This window comes from Pseudomonas thivervalensis (assembly GCF_001269655.1).
Taxonomy (GTDB): Bacteria; Pseudomonadota; Gammaproteobacteria; order Pseudomonadales; family Pseudomonadaceae; genus Aquipseudomonas; species Aquipseudomonas thivervalensis.
The window spans coordinates 259,496-280,737 of the sequence record NZ_LHVE01000001.1; the positions used below are offsets into that span (position 1 = coordinate 259,496).

The 21,242-nt window shown below is 62.4% G+C and carries 16 protein-coding genes; 14 read left to right on the forward strand and 2 right to left on the reverse strand.

Features of this window, described 5'->3' with window-relative positions; all coding sequences use genetic code 11:
* Positions 1-161: 161 nt before the first annotated feature.
* The 4 genes from AD659_RS01100 (at position 162) to AD659_RS01115 (ending at position 7,009) form a co-directional block, all read left to right on the forward strand.
* Complete coding sequence (locus AD659_RS01100; protein WP_053117560.1) at positions 162-3,785, forward strand: DUF2339 domain-containing protein; 3,624 nt, start codon at positions 162-164, stop codon at positions 3,783-3,785.
* Positions 3,782-5,161 carry a DUF3999 domain-containing protein gene (locus tag AD659_RS01105; RefSeq protein WP_053117563.1) on the forward strand — a complete coding sequence of 460 codons (1,380 nt, stop codon included), beginning with the start codon at positions 3,782-3,784 and terminating at the stop codon, positions 5,159-5,161. The genes AD659_RS01100 and AD659_RS01105 overlap by 4 nt, the downstream gene beginning before the upstream one ends.
* A 237-nt stretch (positions 5,162-5,398) precedes the next feature.
* Positions 5,399-6,409: a class 1 fructose-bisphosphatase gene (locus tag AD659_RS01110; protein ID WP_030141457.1), complete on the forward strand. Its 1,011-nt coding sequence runs from the start codon at positions 5,399-5,401 to the stop codon at positions 6,407-6,409.
* A gap of 3 nt (positions 6,410-6,412) precedes the next feature.
* Positions 6,413-7,009 carry a DUF924 family protein gene (locus AD659_RS01115; RefSeq protein ID WP_053117566.1) on the forward strand — a complete coding sequence of 199 codons (597 nt, stop codon included), beginning with the start codon at positions 6,413-6,415 and terminating at the stop codon, positions 7,007-7,009.
* Positions 7,010-7,134: 125 nt separating this feature from the next.
* Here the strand turns inward: AD659_RS01115 and AD659_RS01120 are convergent, their stop codons facing one another.
* Entirely contained in the window at positions 7,135-9,027 is a 1,893-nt protein-coding gene (locus AD659_RS01120) for a methyl-accepting chemotaxis protein (protein WP_197676970.1), read from the reverse strand.
* A 284-nt stretch (positions 9,028-9,311) separates the two neighbouring features.
* On the opposite strand from AD659_RS01120, the gene AD659_RS01130 reads away from it, so the two are divergent.
* Entirely contained in the window at positions 9,312-9,566 is a 255-nt protein-coding gene (locus AD659_RS01130) for a hypothetical protein (protein WP_003186715.1), read from the forward strand.
* A gap of 31 nt (positions 9,567-9,597) precedes the next feature.
* Positions 9,598-10,167: a lipocalin family protein gene (locus AD659_RS01135; protein WP_053117574.1), complete on the forward strand. Its 570-nt coding sequence runs from the start codon at positions 9,598-9,600 to the stop codon at positions 10,165-10,167.
* A gap of 130 nt (positions 10,168-10,297) precedes the next feature.
* Here the strand turns inward: AD659_RS01135 and AD659_RS01140 are convergent, their stop codons facing one another.
* Positions 10,298-11,662, reverse strand: a complete 1,365-nt coding sequence (locus AD659_RS01140) for a formimidoylglutamate deiminase (RefSeq protein WP_053117576.1) — start codon at positions 11,660-11,662, stop codon at positions 10,298-10,300.
* Between the two features lie 143 nt (positions 11,663-11,805).
* Between AD659_RS01140 and hutC the strand changes: the two genes are divergently transcribed.
* From hutC to AD659_RS01180, 8 genes are all read left to right on the forward strand, one after another.
* Positions 11,806-12,516, forward strand: coding sequence for a histidine utilization transcriptional repressor HutC (gene hutC / locus AD659_RS01145; RefSeq protein WP_014336125.1), 711 nt, complete (start codon positions 11,806-11,808; stop codon positions 12,514-12,516).
* Positions 12,513-13,082: a HutD/Ves family protein gene (locus tag AD659_RS01150; RefSeq protein WP_053117580.1), complete on the forward strand. Its 570-nt coding sequence runs from the start codon at positions 12,513-12,515 to the stop codon at positions 13,080-13,082. The genes hutC and AD659_RS01150 overlap by 4 nt, the downstream gene beginning before the upstream one ends.
* Before the next feature lie 340 nt (positions 13,083-13,422).
* The gene (hutU, locus tag AD659_RS01155) at positions 13,423-15,108 is read left to right on the forward strand and encodes a urocanate hydratase (RefSeq protein WP_053117581.1); all 1,686 of its coding nucleotides are present in this window, start codon (positions 13,423-13,425) and stop codon (positions 15,106-15,108) included.
* Positions 15,109-15,261: 153 nt separating this feature from the next.
* Positions 15,262-16,728 carry a purine-cytosine permease family protein gene (locus AD659_RS01160; protein WP_053117583.1) on the forward strand — a complete coding sequence of 489 codons (1,467 nt, stop codon included), beginning with the start codon at positions 15,262-15,264 and terminating at the stop codon, positions 16,726-16,728.
* Between the two features lie 70 nt (positions 16,729-16,798).
* Positions 16,799-17,767 (forward strand): ABC transporter substrate-binding protein, encoded by a 969-nt coding sequence (locus tag AD659_RS01165; RefSeq protein ID WP_014336129.1) that lies wholly within the window; start codon positions 16,799-16,801, stop codon positions 17,765-17,767.
* A 71-nt stretch (positions 17,768-17,838) separates the two neighbouring features.
* Positions 17,839-18,690, forward strand: a complete 852-nt coding sequence (locus AD659_RS01170) for an ABC transporter permease (protein WP_053117585.1) — start codon at positions 17,839-17,841, stop codon at positions 18,688-18,690.
* Positions 18,687-19,517, forward strand: a complete 831-nt coding sequence (locus AD659_RS01175; RefSeq protein WP_050586211.1) for a quaternary amine ABC transporter ATP-binding protein — start codon at positions 18,687-18,689, stop codon at positions 19,515-19,517. The genes AD659_RS01170 and AD659_RS01175 overlap by 4 nt, the downstream gene beginning before the upstream one ends.
* Positions 19,518-19,688: 171 nt before the next feature.
* A complete protein-coding gene (locus AD659_RS01180) occupies positions 19,689-21,212 on the forward strand; it encodes an HAL/PAL/TAL family ammonia-lyase (protein WP_053117587.1) in 1,524 nt (507 codons plus the stop codon).
* Positions 21,213-21,242: the final 30 nt, after the last annotated feature.

Here is a 21,242-nt window from a genome sequence, read left to right on the forward strand (position 1 = left end):
CCTGCTCGCGATAGCGGTCTGTCAGCCAGCATCAATGTTGGATGTGAAGGCCCCATCGCGAGCAGGCTCGCTCCCACAGGGTTTGGGGGTTTCCACTAGACTGATCCAGGCACCGCATCACCCCGGTTACGCCCGCAACGGGCCGCTTAGGGATATCGACCATGCAATGGATCTTGACGTTGTTGGGCCTGGCACTCGGCTGGGTGGTGGACGAGTCGTTCGCCGATGCGCTGATAGGCGCGCTGGTAGGGCTCGGCATCGCCCAGTCGTTTCGACTGGGGCGCCTGGGTATCCAGGCAGCCAAGCAACAGATTTTGCTGCAAGAGGCCCAGCAGAGCGTGCTCACGTTGGAGGCCCGTCTGGCGGTTCTCGAGCGCGGCAAGGTCGCCGAACCGAGTGACCCGACACCGACGCCTGAGGTGGTCGCCCCCCAGGCCGCGAAGCCCGAAACGCGCACCGAGCCGCAGCTCGTCTGGGAGTTGCCATCGGACCTCGAGCCCGTTCCCACCATGGCCACCGAGGCCAGCCAGCCGTTGCCCGATGACATTTGGAAGCCTGCGCCAGAGACGTCCAGTCGACGTGCCAACCGCGACTTTGCCCCTTTGCCCCTGGAGCCGATGGCTGCGGAGCCAGCGGCCCCGCGCGGTCCGAATCTGTTCGACCGCGCCGTGATGGGCGCGCGCGACTGGCTGTTCGGTGGCAATACGGTGCTGCGGGTCGGTGTGCTGCTGTTGTTCCTCGGCCTGGCGTTCCTGCTGCGCTATGCCACCGAAGGCATGGTGGTGCCGATCGAAGTGCGTTACGCCGGCGTCGCGGCCAGCGCATTGGGCCTGCTGGGCCTGGGCTGGTGGTTGCGCCAACGCAACAGCAGTTATGCGCTGATGCTCCAGGGCACCGGGATCGCCGTGTTGTACCTGACGGTGTTCGCCGCCATGCGCTTGCATCCGTTGCTCGATTCCAAGGCAGCCCTGGGCTTGCTGGTGGCGGTGACGGTGTTCTCGGCAATCCTGGCGGTTACCCAGAACGCTCTGGGCCTGGCCGCAGCCGCGGCCCTGGGCGGGTTTGCCGCGCCGATCCTGACCTCCACCGGCAGCGGCAACCACGTCGCCTTGTTCAGTTATTTCATCCTGCTCAATGCCGGCATCCTCGCGATTGCCTGGTTCAAGGCCTGGCGCCTGCTCAACCTGATCGGTTTTGTCGGCACGTTCGGTATCGGTTTCGCCTGGGGCCTGCGTTCCTACACGCCAGAGTTGCTCTGGAGTACCGAGCCGTTCCTGATCCTGTTCTTCCTCATCTACCTGGCGATTGGCTTGCTGTTCACACGGCGCAAATTGTTGGAAATGAGCGATGCCCCCGAAGATGGCAGCCGTGATGCGTTGCTGCGCTGGTCGGCGCGCAAGGGCGATTACGTGGACGGCAGCATGCTGTTCGGCCCGCCGCTGGTGGGCTTCGGCTTGCAGTTCGTGTTGGTGCAGCACCTGGAATTCGCCGCGGCATTCAGCGCCCTGGCCCTGGGCATGATCTACATGGGGCTGGCGCGGGTATTGATGGGCGGCCGCGCCTTGTTGCTGGCGGAGACCTGCCTGGCCCTGGGAGTGATCTTTGCCAGCCTGGCGATCCCGTTGGGGCTCGACGCCCGTTGGACCGCGGCGGCATGGGCCGTGGAAGGTGCTGGGATTTTCTGGCTGGGCCTGCGTCAGCAACGTCCATTGGCTCGGGCTTTTGCCTTGTTGCTGCAATTGGGCTCGGCACTGGCATTTGTCAGCGAGTTGCGCACCGGCGCTGGCAGCCTGCTCGATGGTTCGCCGTTGGGTGCATTGATGCTCGGCGGCGCCTTGCTGTTCACGTTCTACCAACTGCACAAGGCTGATCCTGAACACTGCTCGCAATGGGAGCGCCAAGGCCGGCCGATTCTGGCTGTGCTGGGGTTGAGTTTCCTCTATCTGTTGGCACCGCTGTTCTTCTTTGTCCACGGTACCGCCATTGCCTGGGCCCTCGCCGGATTGGCGACGCTGTTTGTCGGCCTGCGCCTGCAATCGCGCAGCTTCCTGTTCACGGCATTCGCGGTGCAATTGCTCGGCGGCGCGCTGTTCCTGTTGCGCTTGCAAGGCGCCGAAGGGGATTCGACGGCGGTGTTCAGCGCGGGTTGGAGCGGTTTGCTCAGTGCTTCGCTGATCGGCCTGGCGTTGATCGGCGGCATGTTGCTGGCGGCGCGCGACGACATGGTGCGCAACGATGTCCGGTTGCTGCGCGGCTTGTCGGTGGTGCTGCTGGCGGGGCTGGTGCTGATCAACCTTGCGGTGTTGTTCGTCCTGCCGTGGCAAACGGCGAGTGGGGTGTGGGCGGCCAGTGGCCTGTTGATCCTCTGGTTGAGCCTGTACCTGAAACAACGGGTGAGCTTCGTCTTCGGCCTGCTGCTGCAACTGCTGGGCGGTGCGGCGTTCCTGACAGCGGGGCCGGCGCTGTTGGGGCCGCTCAATGCGGAGGACCTGCGTCCCCTGGCCCATAGCGGTTTCTGGACGCCGTTGGTACTGGGGCTGGCCGCGCTGGTGGGGGCATGGCGCCTGCAGCGGGCACACGCGGCGCAAGAGCTGGAAGCCTTGAGCTTGCAGCGCCTGTCCGAGTTGTTGCTGATCTGGGGCGCCGGTTGGTGGGCGCTGGCGTGGGTCAGCGAAGTGCTGCGCTTTGCCCCGGCGAACCTGCAAGGCAGCTGGCTGCTGATGGTTGCGGCGATCAGCGTGGCGGTGTGGAGCGTTCTGTCGCTGCGGTTGAAATGGCCGGCGTTGGGGCTGCTGTGCACCTTGTTGATCCCGGCTGCGGGCTGTGTGCTGGTGGCAACGGGACACAGCCACTATCACCCGGCGGCGAACTTTGGCTGGCTGGCCTGGCTGGCGGTATTCGCCGTGCATTTCCTCTCGCTCAAGCGCTTGGCCGAGACGCTGCCGGCGCAGGCGCGCAGTACGGCCCACGTCCTCGGTTGCTGGTTGCTGATGACGGTGCTGATGCTGGAGTTGCGTTACGGCCTGCTGTTGCTGTCCGAGCAGTACAACGCCTGGCGCTGGCTGGCCTGGGCGATCCTGCCAGGCTTGTACCTGGTGCTGGTGGCCACGCCGCGTACCTTGCCTTGGCCGGTTTCGGCCCAACCGCGCGAATACCGTGTCTACGCGGCGGCGCCCATGGCGCTGTTGATGCTCGGTTGGTTCTGGCTGACCAACACCTTCAGTGATGGCAACTCGGAGCCACTGCCTTACGTGCCGTTGCTCAATCCTTTGGAACTTGGGCTGCTGTTCGCCTTGTTCGGCATCTATGTGTGGGCCCGCAACGCCGTGGCGCAATCGACGAACCGTTGGAGTCGCGTCGGACAAATCGCCCAGTTGATCGCCGGTGTGTCGCTGTTCGCGTTCTTCACTGCCCTGGTGATGCGCACTGCCCACCAGTGGATGGGTGTCCCGTACGAGCTGGATGCGCTGCTTGCGTCGATGTTCGTGCAGGCCGGCTTGTCCATCGTCTGGACCCTGATCGCCCTGGGCCTGATGATCGGTGGACACCTGCGCCATCGCCGGGAAGTGTGGCTGGTCGGTGCGGTGTTGATTGCTGTGGTCGTCGCCAAGTTGTTCTTTGTCGAATTGAGTAACCGTGGCGGTCTGGCGCGGATCGTTTCGTTTATCGGCGTGGGCGTGTTGTTGCTGGTGGTGGGCTACTTCGCGCCGCTGCCGCCAAAACGTCCGGAAACGGCCTCGCCGGTCGAGCCGCCGATGCCTGTCAGTGAGGGAGTGTCATCTTGAGTCGCACGTTGAATCGGATCGGGCTGGGAGTGGTCGGATTGTGGGTGGCCTTGTCGGCTACGGCCCAGGAGCAACCGGCGGATTTCGCCCATCAAGTGCCGTTGTCCTTGAGCGGCGAAGGGCCGTGGTATCGCCTCCCATTGCCCTTGGACGTTCAATTGCAAGCGCGGCAGACCGACCTGAGCGACCTTCGGGTCTTCAACGCCGCCGGCCAGGCCCAGGCCTACGCCTTGGTGCGCGAGTCGGCCCAGAGCCGGGAAAACCGCACCCTCACCGACGTGAAGTGGTTCCCGCTGTACAACGCCGCCGATGATAACGAGCGCGCGCCCAGCGTGCGGGTACAGTCGAACGCCAACGGCACTCTGGTGGAAGTCCAGCCCTCCAGCCGGCTCGAAGCCGGGGAAGAGGCGTTGCGCGGCTGGTTGTTGGATGCCAGCGCGATCAAGGCACCGCTGCAGCAGTTGATTCTCGACTGGACCAGCGAGCGCGACGGCTTCCAGCGGTTCACCATCGAAGCCAGTGACGACTTGCAGCACTGGCAGTCGTGGGGCGAAGGCCAGGTGGCGCGCTTGACCTTTGCCGACGAACAGGTCGAACAGCATGAAGTGAACCTGCCGGGGCAGTCGGCACGCTATCTGCGGCTGTTGTGGGATTCGCCGTCCGCCGCGCCGGTGCTGACCTCGGCCCAACTGCAAAGCGCCAGTCGCGAAAGCCTGCCGTTGCCGCTGGTTTGGTCGCAACCCTTGGTCGGCAGCACGACGAAGGCCGGTGAATACACCTGGCAGTTGCCCATGGGCCTGAACATCGAACAGGTGGAGGTCGAACTGAGCCAGGCCAACAGCCTGGCGCCGGTGACCCTGGCCGGTCGTCGTGAAAGCAGCCATCCGTGGCAGCCGCTGGGCAGTGGCTTGCTCTATCGCCTGACCCAGAACGGCCAGGACGTGCTGCAAAACCAATTGCAACTGTCCGGCCAGACCGTGCAGCAATTGAAACTGACCGTGGACGAGCGTGGCGGCGGCCTGGGCAGCGAAGCCCCAGCCTTGCGTTTTGCCGTGCGCCCGACCCAGGTGGTGTTCCTGGCGCGGGGCGAAGGGCCCTATCGCCTGGCCTTGGGCAGTGCGACCGTCAAGGCGGCCAGCTTGCCCTTGACCACGCTGGTGCCCGATTACAAACCGTCGCGCCTGGCGACGCTGGGGACGGCGACGGTGAACGGCGCAGCCACCTCGACGCCGGCTGCGGCCGCTGCAACGGTGCCGGTGACGGTCGATACCAACTGGAAGAAAATTGGCTTGTGGGCGGTGCTGCTGCTGAGCGTGCTGTTCCTCGCGGCGATGGCGTTCAGCCTGTTGCGCAAGCCGCCGGTCAAATCCCCGTAGGAGCTGCGTAGGAGCTGTCGAGTGCAACGAGGCTGCGATCTTGCCCCAGACAATTGAATCTTGAGTGAAAGATCAAGATCAAAAGATCGCAGCCTCGCTTCGCTCGACAGCTCCTACGCAGGTTGGCAGGCTCGGATATGAACTCAATCCTCCATATCCCGTCTCATAGGAGGAATTAAGTCCCGACTCGCGCTAAACTGCGCTGGTTTTTCCGCCCCCTATTCTTCGGAGCCGTCCATGTCCCGCGTTACCTTGAGTCGCTATTTGATTGAGCAGACCCGCAGCAACAATACCCCTGCCGATCTGCGCTTTTTGATCGAAGTGGTGGCGCGTGCGTGCAAGGAGATCAGCCACGCCGTCTCCAAAGGCGCGCTGGGTGGTGTCCTGGGCAGCATGGGCACCGAAAACGTGCAGGGCGAAGTGCAGAAGAAGCTCGACGTACTGTCCAACGAAATCCTGCTCGAAGCCAACGAATGGGGTGGTCACCTGGCCGGCATGGCGTCCGAGGAAATGGACAATGCCTACCAGATCCCGGGCAAATACCCCAAGGGTGCCTACCTGCTGGTGTTCGACCCACTGGACGGTTCGTCGAACATCGACATCAACGCACCGGTGGGCACCATCTTCTCGGTACTGCGTTGCCCGAACGAGTACCTGAGCCAGAACGAAGCCTTGAATGAAAAGGCCTTCCTGCAGCCAGGCACCGAGCAGGTCGCCGCCGGTTATGCCATCTACGGCCCGCAAACCATGCTGGTGTTGACCCTGGGCGACGGCGTGAAAGGTTTCACTTTGGACCGCGAAATGGGCAGCTTCGTACTCACCCACGAAGACATCACCATTCCTGAAACCACCCAGGAATTCGCCATCAACATGTCCAACCAGCGTCACTGGGAAGCTCCGGTACAACGCTACGTCAGTGAGTTGCTGGCCGGTGAAGAAGGCCCGCTGAAAAAGAACTACAACATGCGCTGGGTCGCCGCGATGGTTGCCGATGTGCACCGGATCCTGACCCGTGGCGGTCTGTTCATGTACCCGCGCGACAGCCGTGAGCCGTCCAAGCCGGGCAAGCTGCGCCTGATGTACGAAGCCAACCCGATGTCGTTCCTGGTGGAGCAGGCCGGTGGCGCTTCCACCGACGGTCACCAGCGCATCCTCGACATCAAGCCTGAAGGCCTGCACCAGCGCGTTGCGGTGTTCCTTGGTTCGAAGGAAGAAGTGGCCCGCGCCACGGCTTACCACAAGGAGTAAATCATGGCCGAGCCCTGGCAGCCGTTGCTCGATTGGTGGTTTGGTTCAGCCCAAACACCGGACGAAATAGCGGCTGACAAGGGCAAGCTGTGGTTTGGCAAAGGCCATGATCGCCAGGCGCAAGAGCGCTTCGGCGATCAGGTCGAGCAGGCACTGGCCGGTGAATTGACCGATTGGGCGCAACGCCCGGAAGGTTGGCTGGCCTTGGTGCTGCTACTGGATCAACTTCCGCGGATGATCTATCGCGACACCCCCAAAAGCTTTTCCGGCGACCTGCGTGCCCAAGCGCTGGTAGCCCAAGGCCTGGCGGCGGGTTTCGACCGACGACTCAAACCCATCCAGCGCGTATTCATCTACCTCGTACTCGAACACTGCGAAAACCTCGCGGTGCAGAACGAAGCCGTGTCGCGGTTTATCGACCTGGTGCGAGAACAGCCCGAAGCGCAGCGGGCGGTGTTTGAGGACAACCTGGATTACGCCGAACGGCATCAGAAGATCATTGCCCGGTTTGGGCGCTTTCCCCATCGCAATGCGGTGTTGGGGCGCGAGTCCACGGCTGAGGAAGTAGAATTCTTGAGCAGGCCTGGGTCCAGGTTCTGATGTTGCTGTGAGGCTGATGCCGCTATCGTCGGATCGCCGCCCGGGCCAAGCTCGCTTCCACAGGACTTTCAGCGAATGGAAATCCAGTGTGGGAGCGAGCTTGCTCGCGATGGGGCCCTTCCAGACTAAATCCGGAAACTGCCCACCAACTGCTTCAACCGCGCCGCCTGCTGCTCAAGGTCGGCACAGGCCCGCAAGGTCGCTTGCAGGTTTTCCACGCCTTCCTGGTTCAGGGTGTTGATCTCGGTGATGTCGACGTTGATCGACTCCACCACGGCGGTCTGTTCTTCGGTGGCGGTCGCCACGGATTGGTTCATGCCATCGATTTCACCGATGCGCTGGGTCACGCTGCCCAGTCGCTCGCCGGCCTGGTTGGCGATGCTGACGCTGCCTTCGCTCTGGCGCTGGCTGTCAGTCATGGTCAGTACCGCTTCTCGTGCGCCGACTTGCAGCTCCTCGATCATCTTCTGCACTTGCTGCGCCGAATCCTGGGTGCGGTGGGCCAGGTTGCGGACTTCATCGGCCACCACCGCAAAGCCGCGTCCGGCTTCACCGGCACGGGCCGCTTCGATGGCGGCGTTGAGGGCGAGCAGGTTGGTCTGCTGGGAAATGCTGGTGATCACCTCGAGAATCTGGCCGATGTTCACCGTGTTGCTGTTCAAGGTTTCGATGTTGCCGCACGAATCGCTGATCTTGGCTGACAACTGCTGCATGGCCGCGATGGTTTTATCCACCACTTGCTGGCCATCTTCGGCCAGGTTGCGGGCCTCGCTGGAATGTTGCGAGGCGAGGGCGGCGTTCTGGGCGATTTCCTGGGCGGCGGCGCCGAGCTGGTTGATGGCCGCGGCCACGCTGCTGGTGCGCGACGCCTGCTGGTCGGAGTTGAACATCGACGAGTTGGACGCGCTGACCACGCGCAGGGCGACTTCGTTGACCTGGCCGGTGGCCGAGGCCACTTCGCGGATCGAGGTGTGGATGCGCTCGACAAAACGGTTGAACGAGGTGCCCAGCGCGCCGAATTCGTCCTGGCCGTGGATGACCAGGCGCCGAGTCAGGTCGCCTTCGCCTTCGGCGATGTCATGCATGGCGCGGCCCATGGTCAGCAGCGGTTGCATCAGCACGCGGATCAACATGCCCAGCAGGGCGATGATGAACACCACCGCGATGACCATGGCGATCAGCGCCGAAGTCCGGAACTCGCTGAGCATCGCCAGCGCGGTGTCCTTGTCGAGTACCAGCGCCACGTACCAATCGGCGCCTGGCACGCCGTTGACGCGGGTGAAGGAGATAAATTGGGTCTTGCCGTCGAGGTCGACCTCTTTCACGCCCGGGCTGATTTGCGGCGCGCCGTTGGGGTAGGCCTCGGCCAGGGTCTTGAGCACGCGCTTGCTGTCGGGGTGGATCAGGATCTTGCCGTCGGCGCTGACGATGAAGGCGTGGCCGTGGCCGCCGAAGTTCAGCGAGTTGATGATGGCGCTGACGCTGGACAGGTCGATGTCCGCACCGGCCACACCGATCATCTGGTTCTGGTGCTGCACCGGCGTGGCGACGGTAATCACCAGCTTGCCCGACGAGGCGGCGATGTAGGGTTCGGTGACGATGGTTTGCTGCGCGCTGTTGGCAGCCTTGTACCAGCCACGGGCGCGCGGGTCGTAGTCGGCGGCGCGATTGCCGGCCGGTACCGAGAACATCACGCCGTCGGTGCCGCCGAAATAGCTGAGCTGGAAGTTGCCGGTATAGGCCGGCAGGCCTACGGCGCGCTTGAGGCTATCGGCACTGCTGCCGTCCACGGCGATCTGCTGGGCCAGCGATTGCAGCAATTGGATACGGCCGTCGACCCACGTCTGGATGTTACGGCTGGTCAGGGTGCCGAGCTCCTGCATGGAGGTCTCGGTGCTGGCGTGCAGGCTCTGGCGTTGACGATAGTCGTTGAACAGGATGAAACAGGCGAATGCAACGGCCACCACGAGGGCGGCAGCCAGCAGAATTTTATGGCTGAATTTCATGTTTCTGGTCATTAAGAACACTACCGCGGAGGGACGGGTCAGGACGGGCTGTCAATTTGCCATAACGCAGGATTTTGCGCTGTTACTTTTTATCGGCGCAAAAGCCCAGCCCATCAGGCGCCAGGGGCTCAATCCCGACGAAAGGTACGACGGCGTCACAAACTGGTTGATTCATCGATGAAACACCTCTGGGCAGCCAATAAATACTGGGGGCGTCAGGGAACCAGACAGGGGTTTTCTCTTCTAAGGATCAGGTTGGCACCCTGCCACCTCCCTTCCGTTCCAGGAGTTACACCATGTCGCTGCGATCTATCGCCCTGCTGTTTATGTGCGTCGTGCTGACCGCATGCAGCAAGGTCAACCAGGAAAACTATTCGAAGCTGTCGGCTGGCATGCCCAAGGCCGAAGTCGAAACGTTACTGGGGAAACCGACCGATTGCTCAGGCGCCCTCGGTATGTCCAGCTGCACCTGGGGCGACCAGAAAAGCTTTATCAGCGTGCAGTACGCCGGTGACAAAGTGTTGATGTTTTCCGGCCAAGGCCTGAAGTAAACCGGGGCGAAGCGCCCACGGGAGAAAAATAATGATGCGGTTAGTTTTTGTTCTTTTGGCTGGCCTGGTATTGGCTGGCTGTGCCACTTCTGGCGTAGATCCGTTGGCACCCAAGACGGTCAATAGCGTCAATCTCAAGCGTTACCAAGGGACCTGGTATGAGTTGGCCCGCCTGCCCATGTATTTCCAGCGCAATTGCGCGCAATCGGAAGCTCACTACACCCTCAAGCCAGACGGCAACGTGGGTGTGTTCAACCGTTGCCTGACCTCGGATTGGCAGTGGGAAGAAGCCAGGGGCACCGCCACGCCGCAAGTGCCGGGCAAGACCGACAAGCTCTGGGTCGAGTTCGATAACTGGTTTTCACGGATCGTGCCGGGCGTGGCGAAAGGGCAATATTGGGTGCTGTACGTCAGCGATGACTACAAGACCGCCATTGTCGGCGACCCGAGCCGCCGCTACATGTGGCTGTTGTCCCGTACACCGACCGTCAACAGCGTCGTGCGCGAGGAATTGCTGAGCAAGGCGCGCCAGCAGGGGTATGACACGACACGCCTGATCTGGCGTGCGTCGGACCGGCAGATGGCCAAGACTTCGGACTGACGCTATAGAACCTGTGGGAGCGAGCCTGCTCGCGATGGGGCTTCACATTCAACACATAAGTTGACTGGTAGGCCGTCATCGCGAGCAGGCTCGCTCCCACAGGGGTATTTCCTACATTGGTATTTAGGGGTCAGCCCAGCAGCTCGCGCAGCACCTGGGTAAATGCCCGGGTGCTTTCCTCTTCGCCGGCATGACGCCCCTCACGCACAACCCACCGTCCGCCGACCATCACATCGCGAACCTGGCGATCGCCGCCAGCAAACAGCCAACGATTGAGGATCCCGTCGCCCTGGGCCGTGGCCAGGTACGGGTCGTTGCCATCGAGCACCAGCCAGTCGGCGCGCTTGCCGATTTCGAGGGCGCCGACCGGTTGCCCCAGGGCCTGGGCACCGCCTTCCAGCGCGGCGTCAAACAAGGTGCGGCCGACCATCGGCTGGTCCGCCCGATACAAGCGGTTACGCCGTTGGTCACGCAGGCGCTGGCCATATTCCAGCCAGCGCAACTCTTCGACCACGCTCAATGACACATGGCTGTCGGAGCCGATACCCAGGCGTCCGCCCTGGGCGAGGAAATCCACGGCCGGGAAAATACCGTCCCCCAGGTTGGCTTCGGTGGTCAGGCACAGGCCGGCAATCGCCCGACTCTTGGCCATGAGGCTGACTTCCTGAGTGTTGGCGTGAGTAGCGTGGACCAGGCACCAGCGCTGGTCGACGTCGATGTTTTCGTACAGCCATTGCAACGGGCGGGCGCCGCTCCAGTTCAGGCAGTCGTCGACTTCCTTCTGCTGCTCGGCGATGTGAATGTGCACCGGGCAATCGCGGTCGCTGGCGGCCAGCACGTCCTGGATTTGCCCGGGCGTCACGGCGCGTAGCGAGTGGAAGCACAGGCCCAGCGCCTGGGACGCTTGCCCGGCCAGGATCGGCTGCAAGCGCGACTGAAGCTCCAAGTAGTTTTCGGTGCTGTTGATGAACCGGCGCTGCCCGTCATTGGGGGCCTGGCCGCCAAAACCGGAATGGCTGTAGAGCACCGGCAGCAGCGTCAGGCCGATGCCGGCGGCGCTGGCGGCGTGGCTGATGCGCAGGGCCAGCTCTGCCGGGTCGGCGTAGGGTGCGCCGTCGATGTCATGGTGCACATAGTGAAATTCGGCGACCGAGGTGTAGCCGGCCTTGAGCATTTCGATGTACAGCTGACGGGCGATGACGCCGAGTTGGTCGGGGCTGATTTTTCCGACGAGGCGGTACATCAAGTCGCGCCAGGTCCAGAAACTGTCGTTGGGGTTGCCCGCTACCTCCGCCAGCCCGGCCATCGCCCGTTGGAAGGCGTGGGAGTGCAGGTTCGGCATGCCTGGCAACAGCGGACCGTCCAGCCGTTCGGCGCCGTCTGCGTGGGAACCGGCCTGGATATGGGTCAAAACGCCCGTGGCGTCGACCTCGAGACGTACATCGTAGGCCCATCCACTAGGCAGCAGTGCGCGTTCGGCAAAGAAGGCGGACATGGTTCAACCTCATCGTGTGTAATTTGTATATACATATACAGACGTTTGCCTGGCCGGTAAACTCCGGCAAGCTAGCAACCTTATCCGCAGAACAGGGAACCGCCGTGCCGACTCCGCCTGCCAAACCGCCGCTGGCCGCACACATGGGTGACAGTCCGGCGCCCTTGTATGCCCGCGTCAAACAGATGATCACCCAGCAGATCGACAGTGGGAACTGGCCGCCGCATTACCGCGTGCCGTCGGAAAGCGAACTGGTCAGCCAACTGGGCTTCAGCCGCATGACCATCAACCGTGCCCTGCGGGAAATGACCGCCGATGGCCTGTTGGTACGCATGCAAGGGGTCGGCACGTTCGTGGCCGAGCCCAAGAGCCAATCCGCCTTGTTTGAAGTGCATAACATCGCCGACGAAATTGCCTCCCGCGGTCATCGCCACAGTTGCAAGGTGATCACCCTGGAAGAAGAGGCCGCGGGCTCCGAGCGGGCCCTGGCCCTGGACATGCGCGAAGGCCAGAAGGTGTTCCATTCGCTGATCGTGCATTTCGAGAACGACATCCCCGTGCAGATCGAGGACCGTTTCGTCAATGCACTGGTGGCGCCTGAATACCTCAAGCAGGACTTCACCGTGCAAACCCCTTACGCCTACCTGAACCAGGTTGCGCCGTTGACCGAAGGCGAGCATGTGGTCGAGGCGATCCTGGCCGAGCCGAGTGAATGCAAGCTGTTGCAGATCGAGCGAGGCGAGCCGTGCCTGCTGATCCGCCGCCGCACCTGGTCCGGGCGCCAACCGGTCACCGCCGCACGCCTGATCCATCCGGGCTCCCGTCACAGCTTGGAAGGGCGTTTCCATAAATGAGCCAATTGAAGGTTTTACGTGCTGCCGACTACCCACGCATGCCGTGGAAAAACGGTGGTGGCAGCACCGAGGAAATCACCCGCGATGCCGGCACCGGCCTGGAAGGTTTCGGCTGGCGACTGTCGATTGCCGATATCGCTGAATCGGGCGGTTTTTCCAGCTTCGCCGGTTACGAGCGGGTCATCAGTGTCCTGCAGGGGGACGGCATGACGTTGAACGTCGACGGCCAGGCCACGCGTCCTCTGCATCCGCTGGACCCTTTTGCGTTCAGCGGCGAGAGCCATGTCTATTGCACGCTGCTGGGCGGGCCGATTCGGGACTTCAACCTGATCTACGCGCCACAGCGTTACCGCGCACGGTTGCAGTGGATGGGTGGCCAGCAGCAGTTTTTCAGCGAGGCGGGAACGGTGTTGGTGTTCAGTGCGGCTCCGGGGTTGGCCATCAAGATCGGTGAGTCCGCCGTTGATTTGGGCCTCTACGACTGCTTGCAACTGAGCGGTAACACCGGGCTGGTGGATATCTCCACCCGCGGTCAATGCTGCGTGATCGAGCTGACCGCCCACTAAGAAGTCCTGCGACACATTATTGTTCCCTCCATGCGCACCAACTTGTTACCGAACGCCCCAGCGTGGCGCAATACCACGCTGTTGTGTCCCTCCTATTTCCTCCTCAGAAACCCTCCTGAAAAATTTCATGCAGCCCGGCAGCCCTTCAATCACAGGGCTTTCAGTCGATTCTCCAACCGCGCCTGACCATCCTCTCCAATAAGTTGGCCGCTTGATTGCATATGCTTGTACATACAAGTAAAGACGTATGTGTATGAGTCACCGATATTCAACGCAACGTTCGCTGAATCGCTGCCCACTGCCCGGGCTGGTCTGGATTGATCGCTGAGGAGTTTTTGCTGTGACCGACGCTACCCGCAAACCCGAAAAATACCGTGACGTTGAAATCCGCGCCCCTCGCGGTAACACGCTGACCGCCAAGAGCTGGCTGACTGAAGCGCCGCTGCGCATGCTGATGAACAACCTCGACCCGGAAGTGGCCGAGAACCCCAAGGAACTGGTGGTCTACGGTGGTATCGGTCGCGCTGCGCGCAATTGGGAGTGCTACGACAAGATCGTCGAGAGCCTGACCCACCTGAACGACGACGAAACCCTGCTGGTGCAATCCGGCAAGCCGGTGGGCGTGTTCAAGACCCACAGCAACGCCCCTCGCGTGCTGATCGCCAACTCCAACCTGGTGCCGCACTGGGCCAGTTGGGAGCATTTCAACGAACTCGACGCCAAGGGCCTGGCCATGTACGGCCAGATGACCGCCGGCAGCTGGATCTACATCGGCAGCCAGGGCATCGTGCAAGGCACTTATGAAACCTTCGTCGAGGCCGGTCGCCAGCACTACGACTCCAACCTCAAGGGCCGCTGGGTCCTGACCGCCGGCCTGGGCGGCATGGGTGGTGCGCAACCGTTGGCCGCGACCCTGGCCGGTGCGTGCTCGCTGAACATCGAGTGCCAGCAGGTGAGCATCGATTTCCGCCTGAAAACCCGCTACGTCGACGAGCAAGCCAAGGACCTCGACGACGCCCTGGCGCGCATCGAGAAATACACCGCCGAAGGCAAGGCGATTTCCATCGCGCTGTGTGGGAACGCCGCCGAGATCCTGCCGGAAATGGTCCGTCGTGGCGTGCGCCCGGACATGGTCACCGACCAGACCAGCGCCCACGATCCCCTCAATGGTTACCTGCCAGCCGGCTGGACCTGGGACGAATACCGTGCCCGCGCCAAGACCGAACCGGCCGCCGTGGTGAAAGCCGCCAAGCAATCGATGGCCGTCCACGTCAAAGCCATGCTGGCCTTCCAGAAAATGGGCGTGCCGACGTTCGACTACGGCAACAACATCCGCCAGATGGCCCAGGAAGAGGGTGTCGAAAATGCCTTCGACTTCCCTGGTTTCGTGCCGGCGTACATCCGTCCGCTGTTTTGCCGTGGCATCGGTCCGTTCCGCTGGGCGGCGCTGTCCGGTGATCCGCAGGACATCTACAAGACTGACGCCAAGGTCAAGGAACTGATCCCCGACGACGCGCACCTGCACAACTGGTTGGACATGGCCCGCGAGCGCATCAGCTTCCAGGGCCTGCCGGCACGGATCTGCTGGGTTGGCCTGGGCCAGCGCGCCAAGTTGGGCCTGGCCTTCAACGAAATGGTGCGCAGCGGCGAGTTGTCGGCGCCGATCGTCATCGGTCGCGACCACCTCGACTCCGGTTCCGTGGCCAGTCCGAACCGTGAAACCGAATCCATGCAGGACGGCTCCGACGCCGTTTCCGACTGGCCGCTGCTCAACGCCTTGCTCAACACCGCCAGCGGCGCGACCTGGGTATCGCTGCACCACGGTGGCGGCGTCGGCATGGGCTTCTCCCAGCATTCGGGCATGGTGATCGTCTGCGACGGTACCGATGAAGCGGCCGAGCGGATTGCTCGCGTCCTGCACAACGACCCGGGCACTGGCGTCATGCGCCATGCCGATGCCGGTTACCAGATCGCCATTGATTGCGCGAAGGAGCAGGGGCTGAACCTGCCGATGATTACCGGGTAGGAGCTGGCGAAGCCTGCGATCTTTTGATCTTGATTTTGGTCTCGATCTTTCGCTTGAGATTCAAGTGTCAGGGGAAAGATCGCAGCCTCGTTGCACTCGGCAGCTCCTACAGGGCGTTATCCAATGACCAGAACAATCCACAGAGGTTGAACCATGGCTGTCACCAGCACACGCGCAAGCAGCAAGCCGTTGATCGAGAAGCGTTCGATCGACTACATCCCGGAAGTGGAGAGACACGGTCGGCTGTTGAGCCAGTTCACCCTTTGGATGGGGGCCAACCTGCAAATCACAGCCATCGTCACCGGCGCATTGGCGGTGGTGCTGGGCGGTGATGTGTTCTGGTCGTTGATCGGTTTGCTGATCGGCCAAGTGCTCGGCGGCGGTGTCATGGCGTTGCATGCCGCCCAAGGGCCAAAGCTTGGCCTGCCGCAGATGATCTCCAGCCGGGTGCAGTTTGGTGTGTATGGCGCGGCCATCCCGATCGTGCTGGTGTGCCTGATGTACCTGGGTTTCACCGCGACGGGGACCGTGCTTTCCGGCCAGGCGCTGGGCCAGTTGTTTGGCGTCAGCGACAGTGTCGGCATCCTCATTTTCGCCAGTGTCATCGTGCTGGTCACGGTGCTCGGGTATCGGGTGATTCACTTCATTGGCCGTGTCGCCAGCGTGATTGGTGTGATTGCCTTTGTTTACCTGTTCGCTCGCCTGATCAGCCAGACGGACGTGGGCGCACTTTTGCAGATCCGCCATTTCAGCTGGAGCAGTTTCCTGCTGGCGGTGTCGCTCGCGGCCTCCTGGCAGATCGCCTTCGGCCCCTACGTGGCGGACTATTCGCGTTATTTGCCGAGCAAGACATCCTCGGTGAAAACCTTTTTTGCCGCCGGCGCCGGTTCAGTCATCGGCGCACAGGTGGCGATGATCCTCGGCGTGTTTGCTGCCGCCTCAGCCAACGGCCAATTCGCCGGTCACGAAGTGGCCTACATCGTTGGCCTGGGAGGCACCGGTGCAACCGCTGCGCTGCTGTACTTCAGCATCGCGTTCGGCAAGGTCACCATCTCCACGCTGAACTCCTACGGCAGCTTCATGTGCATCGCGACCATCATCAGCGGTTTCCGTGGCCACCTGAACGTCACGCGCTTGCAGCGCCTGGTCTTCGTGCTGGTCATCGTCGGCGCTGCGACCCTGATCGCGCTGCTCGGCCAGCACTCGTTCCTCGGTGCGTTCAAGTCCTTCATCTTGTTCTTGCTGGCGTTCTTTACACCTTGGAGCGCGATCAACCTGGTGGACTACTACTGCATCACGCGCGAGCGCTATGACGTGCCGGCACTGAACGACCCGAACGGTCGCTACGGTCGCTGGAATGCCCTCGGCATCAGCGTCTATGTCTTCGGGGTACTGGTTCAACTGCCATTCATTGCCACCAAGTTCTATACCGGTCCGCTGGTGAAGGCCATGGGCGGTGTGGACATTTCCTGGATCATCGGCCTGGTGGTGCCGGCGGCGCTGTATTACGTCCTCGCCAAGAAGTGGCACAGCGCAGTACCCGATCAATTGATCCTGCCGATCGAGCAGGACACGGTTGACGCACAACCGAGCAGGGCGGGCCGCATCCAAGCGGTCTGATGGGACGTTGACAGGGCTGGATGCCTCTTGACTGCCGTAAGCCAATCCAACTGATTAGGAGCGTCACATAATGAAGTCGAACAAGACCCTGCTGACCACATTGCTTTCCATGGGCCTGCTGGCCAGCGCCGGCGCCACGCAAGCGGCCGGTTGGTGCGAGTCGGGTAAACCGGTGAAATTCGCCGGCCTGAACTGGGAAAGCGGCATGCTGCTGACCGACGTCCTGCAAGTGGTGCTGGAAAAAGGCTACGACTGCAAGACCGACAGCCTGCCCGGCAACTCCATCACCATGGAAAACGCCCTGAGCAGCAACGACATCCAGGTATTTGCCGAAGAGTGGGTCGGCCGCAGTGAAGTCTGGAACAAGGCCGAGAAGGCCGGCAAGGTGGTCGGCGTCGGTGCCCCGGTGGTGGGCGCCATCGAAGGCTGGTACGTGCCGCGCTACGTGGTCGAAGGCGACGCCAAGCGCAAGCTCGAAGCCAAGGCCCCGGGCCTGAAGAACATCGCCGACCTGGGCCAGTACGCCGCCGTGTTCAAAGACCCGGAAGAACCGTCCAAGGGCCGTTTCTACAACTGCCCGGCCGGCTGGACCTGCGAGCTGGACAACAGCGAAATGCTGAAAAGCTACGGCCTGGAAAAAACCTACACCAACTTTCGTCCAGGCACCGGCCCGGCGCTGGATGCGGCGGTGCTGTCGAGCTACAAGCGCGGCGAGCCGATCCTGTTCTACTACTGGTCGCCAACGCCGTTGATGGGCCAGGTGGACCTGGTGAAACTGGAAGAAAAACCCGGTGTGGATAAAAGCGTGAGCATCAAGGTCGGCCTGTCCAAGACCTTCCACGACGAAGCCCCGGAGTTGGTGGCGGTGCTGGAAAAGGTCAACCTGCCGATCGATATCCTGAACCAGAACCTCGGGCGCATGGCCAAAGAGCGGATCGAGTCGCCGAAGCTGGCGAAGATCTTCCTGAAGGAACATCCTGAAGTCTGGCACGCCTGGGTCAGTGAAGACGCTGCCAAGAAAATCGACGCGGCTCTGTAGGTCGAATACTTCCCGGCCAACCGTGGGGCTGGCCGGGACGTTCACCGCATCCACTTGATCGAGAGTCTCTTATGTTTCCCGAAAGCTTTACCTTCTCCATCGCCGATTGGGTCAACGGTTGGGTCGACGCCCTGGTGACCAACTATGGCGATGTGTTCCGGCACATCTCCGACACCCTGCTGTGGGCCATCGTCAACCTCGAAGGCGTACTGCGCATGGCGCCCTGGTGGCTGATGCTGGCCATCGTCGGCGGCATTGCCTGGCACGCCACCCGCAAGGTCGTCGCCACGGCGGTGATCGTCGGTTTGCTGTTCCTGGTGGGGGCGGTGGGTCTGTGGGACAAGCTGATGCAGACCCTCGCGCTGATGCTGGTGGCGACGCTGATCTCGGTGTTGATCGGCATTCCCCTGGGCATCCTCTCGGCGCGCAGCAATCGCCTGCGTTCGGTGCTGATGCCGTTGCTGGACATCATGCAGACCATGCCCAGCTTCGTTTACCTGATTCCGGTGTTGATGCTGTTCGGCCTGGGCAAGGTCCCGGCGATCTTCGCCACGGTGATCTACGCCGCGCCGCCGTTGATTCGCCTGACCGACCTGGGCATCCGCCAGGTGGACGGCGAAGTGATGGAAGCCATCAACGCCTTCGGCGCCAACCGTTGGCAGCAGCTGTTCGGCGTGCAACTGCCCCTGGCCCTGCCGAGCATCATGGCCGGGATCAACCAGACCACCATGATGGCCCTGTCGATGGTGGTCATCGCCTCGATGATCGGCGCCCGCGGCCTGGGTGAAGACGTGCTGGTGGGCATCCAGACCCTCAACGTCGGGCGCGGCCTGGAAGCGGGCCTGGCCATCGTGATTCTCGCCGTGGTCATCGACCGCATTACCCAGGCCTATGGTCGTCCTCGGCATGAGGTGAGCAAATGAGCAACGCAGCCATCAGCAAGATCGAAGTCAAGAACGTCTTCAAGATTTTCGGCAACCGCTCCAAGGAAGCCCTGGAACTGATTCGCCAGAACAAGACCAAGGACCAGGTGCTGGCCGAAACCGGCTGCGTGGTCGGTGTGAACGATCTGTCGCTGAGCATCGGCACCGGTGAGATCTTCGTGATCATGGGCCTGTCCGGCTCCGGAAAGTCCACCCTGGTGCGCCACTTCAACCGGCTGATCGACCCTACCAGTGGCGCGATCCTGGTGGACGGCGAAGACATCCTGCAACTGGACATGGACGCCCTGCGCGAGTTTCGCCGGCACAAGATCAGCATGGTCTTCCAGAGCTTCGGCCTGCTGCCCCACAAGAGCGTGCTGGACAACGTTGCCTATGGCTTGAAAGTCCGTGGCGAGAGCAAGCAGGTGTGCGCCGAGCGGGCGCTGCACTGGATCAACACCGTGGGCCTGAAGGGCTATGAGAACAAATACCCGCACCAGCTCTCCGGCGGCATGCGCCAACGCGTCGGCCTGGCCCGGGCCCTGGCGGCGGACACTGACATCATCCTGATGGACGAAGCCTTCAGCGCCCTCGACCCGCTGATTCGCGCGGAAATGCAGGACCAGTTGCTGGAACTGCAAAAGACCCTGCACAAGACCATCGTTTTCATCACCCACGACCTCGACGAGGCCGTGCGCATCGGCAACCGCATTGCGATCCTCAAGGACGGCAAGCTGATCCAGGTCGGCACGCCGCGGGAGATCCTGCATTCGCCGGCGGATGAGTATGTCGATCGGTTTGTACAACGCAGGGCGGCAGTGGTGTGAGGTTGTGGTGGTCGGCGCGCTTTTGTGGCGAGGGAGCTTGCTCCCGCTCGGGCGCGCAGCGGCCGCTTCTTTTGGGCCTGCTGCGCAGTCCAGCGGGAGCAAGCTCCCTCGCCACAGAGGCTATGCCTTAGCCAGATGTGATGCTGAAATGAATTTTTCATGAGGTTGAAGATGTCCCAGGCTGAAAAAATCGTAATCACCGGCGCTCCGTTGCGCTGGCAGGACGTGGTCGCTGTCGCTCGCTTCGGCGCTGTGCTCGAGCTGTCGACCCAGACCTGGGCGCGGATCGACAATGCCCAGGCCATCGTCCAGCGCATCGTCGCCAGCGGCGAGCGCGCCTATGGCGTCAACACCGGCCTGGGCGCCTTGTGCAATGTCTCGCTCAAGGACGAACAACTCAGCCAACTGTCGCGCAACACCCTGCTCAGCCATGCCTGTGGCGTCGGCCCGGTGCTTTCCGACGAGCAGACTCGGGCGATTCTCTGCGCCGCCATCCTCAATTACAGCCAGGGCAAATCCGGCATCCATCGCCGGGTGGTCGAGGCGTTGCTGGCATTGCTCAATCGCGGCATCACGCCACAAGTGCCGTCCCAGGGTTCGGTGGGTTACCTGACGCACATGGCCCACATCGGCATCGCGTTGCTGGGCGTTGGCCAGGTCAGCTATCGCGGGCAAATAGTCCCGGCGCAACAGGCCCTGGCCGCCGAAGGTTTGCAATCGGTGCAACTGGGGGCCAAGGACGGCTTGTGCCTGGTCAACGGCACGCCGTGCATGACCGGCCTGAGTTGCCTGGCCCTGGCCGATGCGACGCGGCTGATGCAATGGGCCGACGTGATCGGCGCCATGAGCTTCGAGGCCCAGCGCGGCCAGATCGCCGCGTTCGACGCCGACGTCATGGCCCTCAAGCCGCACCCGGGCATGCAGCAGGTTGGCGTGAATTTGCGGGCGCTGCTCGACGGCAGCGAAATCATCGCGTCGAGCCTGGGCATTCGCACCCAGGACGCCTTGAGCATCCGCTCGATTCCGCAAGTGCACGGCGCCGCTCGCGACCAGCTAGCCCATGCCCGGCAACAGATCGAAACCGAACTCAACGCGGTCACCGATAACCCGCTGCTGCTGGGGACGCCGGAGAACTTCCGGGTCATGTCCCAGGCCAACCCCCACGGCCAGTCAGTGGCGTTGGCGGCGGACCTGTTGGCGATTGCCATGGCTGAGATCGGCTCCATCGCCGAGCGTCGCCTCGACCGTTTGATCAACCCTCACGTCAGCGGCCTGCCAGCCTTCCTGGTGGCCAGCCCCGGCGTGAACTCGGGGATGATGATCGTGCAATACGTCGCCGCGTCGCTGTGCGCGGAAAACAAGCAACTGGCGCAACCGGCGGTGCTGGATAATTTCGTCACTTCCGGCTTGCAGGAAGATCACCTGAGCATGGGCACCAACGCGGCCCTGAAGCTGCACCGGGCGTTGGAAAACTGCACGCAAATCCTCGCCATCGAATACCTGCTGGCGGCCCAGGCCTTTGAATTTCTCAAGACGCAGCGCTTCGGCGCCGGCACCGACATCGCCTGGAAACTGCTGCGCGAGCGTGTTCCGGCCTACGACCAGGACCGCTGGCTGGCGCCGGACATCGCCAGTGCCGCCGGGCTGCTGAAAGACCCGAATGTGCTGCACAGCGTATTACCGAATTTGAACTGATCAAAATAGCGCCAGCGTGCCAAGGCACCT

Coding starts and splice junctions, on each gene's coding strand:
- AD659_RS01100 (WP_053117560.1), top strand. CDS start 162: ATGCAATGGATCTTGACGTTGTTGGGCCTGGCACTCGGCTGGGTGGTG.
- AD659_RS01110 (WP_030141457.1), top strand. CDS start 5,399: ATGTCCCGCGTTACCTTGAGTCGCTATTTGATTGAGCAGACCCGCAGC.
- AD659_RS01115 (WP_053117566.1), top strand. CDS start 6,413: ATGGCCGAGCCCTGGCAGCCGTTGCTCGATTGGTGGTTTGGTTCAGCC.
- AD659_RS01120 (WP_197676970.1), bottom strand. CDS start 9,027: ATGACCAGAAACATGAAATTCAGCCATAAAATTCTGCTGGCTGCCGCC.
- AD659_RS01130 (WP_003186715.1), top strand. CDS start 9,312: ATGTCGCTGCGATCTATCGCCCTGCTGTTTATGTGCGTCGTGCTGACC.
- AD659_RS01135 (WP_053117574.1), top strand. CDS start 9,598: ATGATGCGGTTAGTTTTTGTTCTTTTGGCTGGCCTGGTATTGGCTGGC.
- AD659_RS01140 (WP_053117576.1), bottom strand. CDS start 11,662: ATGTCCGCCTTCTTTGCCGAACGCGCACTGCTGCCTAGTGGATGGGCC.
- hutC (WP_014336125.1), top strand. CDS start 11,806: ATGGGTGACAGTCCGGCGCCCTTGTATGCCCGCGTCAAACAGATGATC.
- AD659_RS01150 (WP_053117580.1), top strand. CDS start 12,513: ATGAGCCAATTGAAGGTTTTACGTGCTGCCGACTACCCACGCATGCCG.
- AD659_RS01160 (WP_053117583.1), top strand. CDS start 15,262: ATGGCTGTCACCAGCACACGCGCAAGCAGCAAGCCGTTGATCGAGAAG.
- AD659_RS01165 (WP_014336129.1), top strand. CDS start 16,799: ATGAAGTCGAACAAGACCCTGCTGACCACATTGCTTTCCATGGGCCTG.
- AD659_RS01170 (WP_053117585.1), top strand. CDS start 17,839: ATGTTTCCCGAAAGCTTTACCTTCTCCATCGCCGATTGGGTCAACGGT.
- AD659_RS01175 (WP_050586211.1), top strand. CDS start 18,687: ATGAGCAACGCAGCCATCAGCAAGATCGAAGTCAAGAACGTCTTCAAG.
- AD659_RS01180 (WP_053117587.1), top strand. CDS start 19,689: ATGTCCCAGGCTGAAAAAATCGTAATCACCGGCGCTCCGTTGCGCTGG.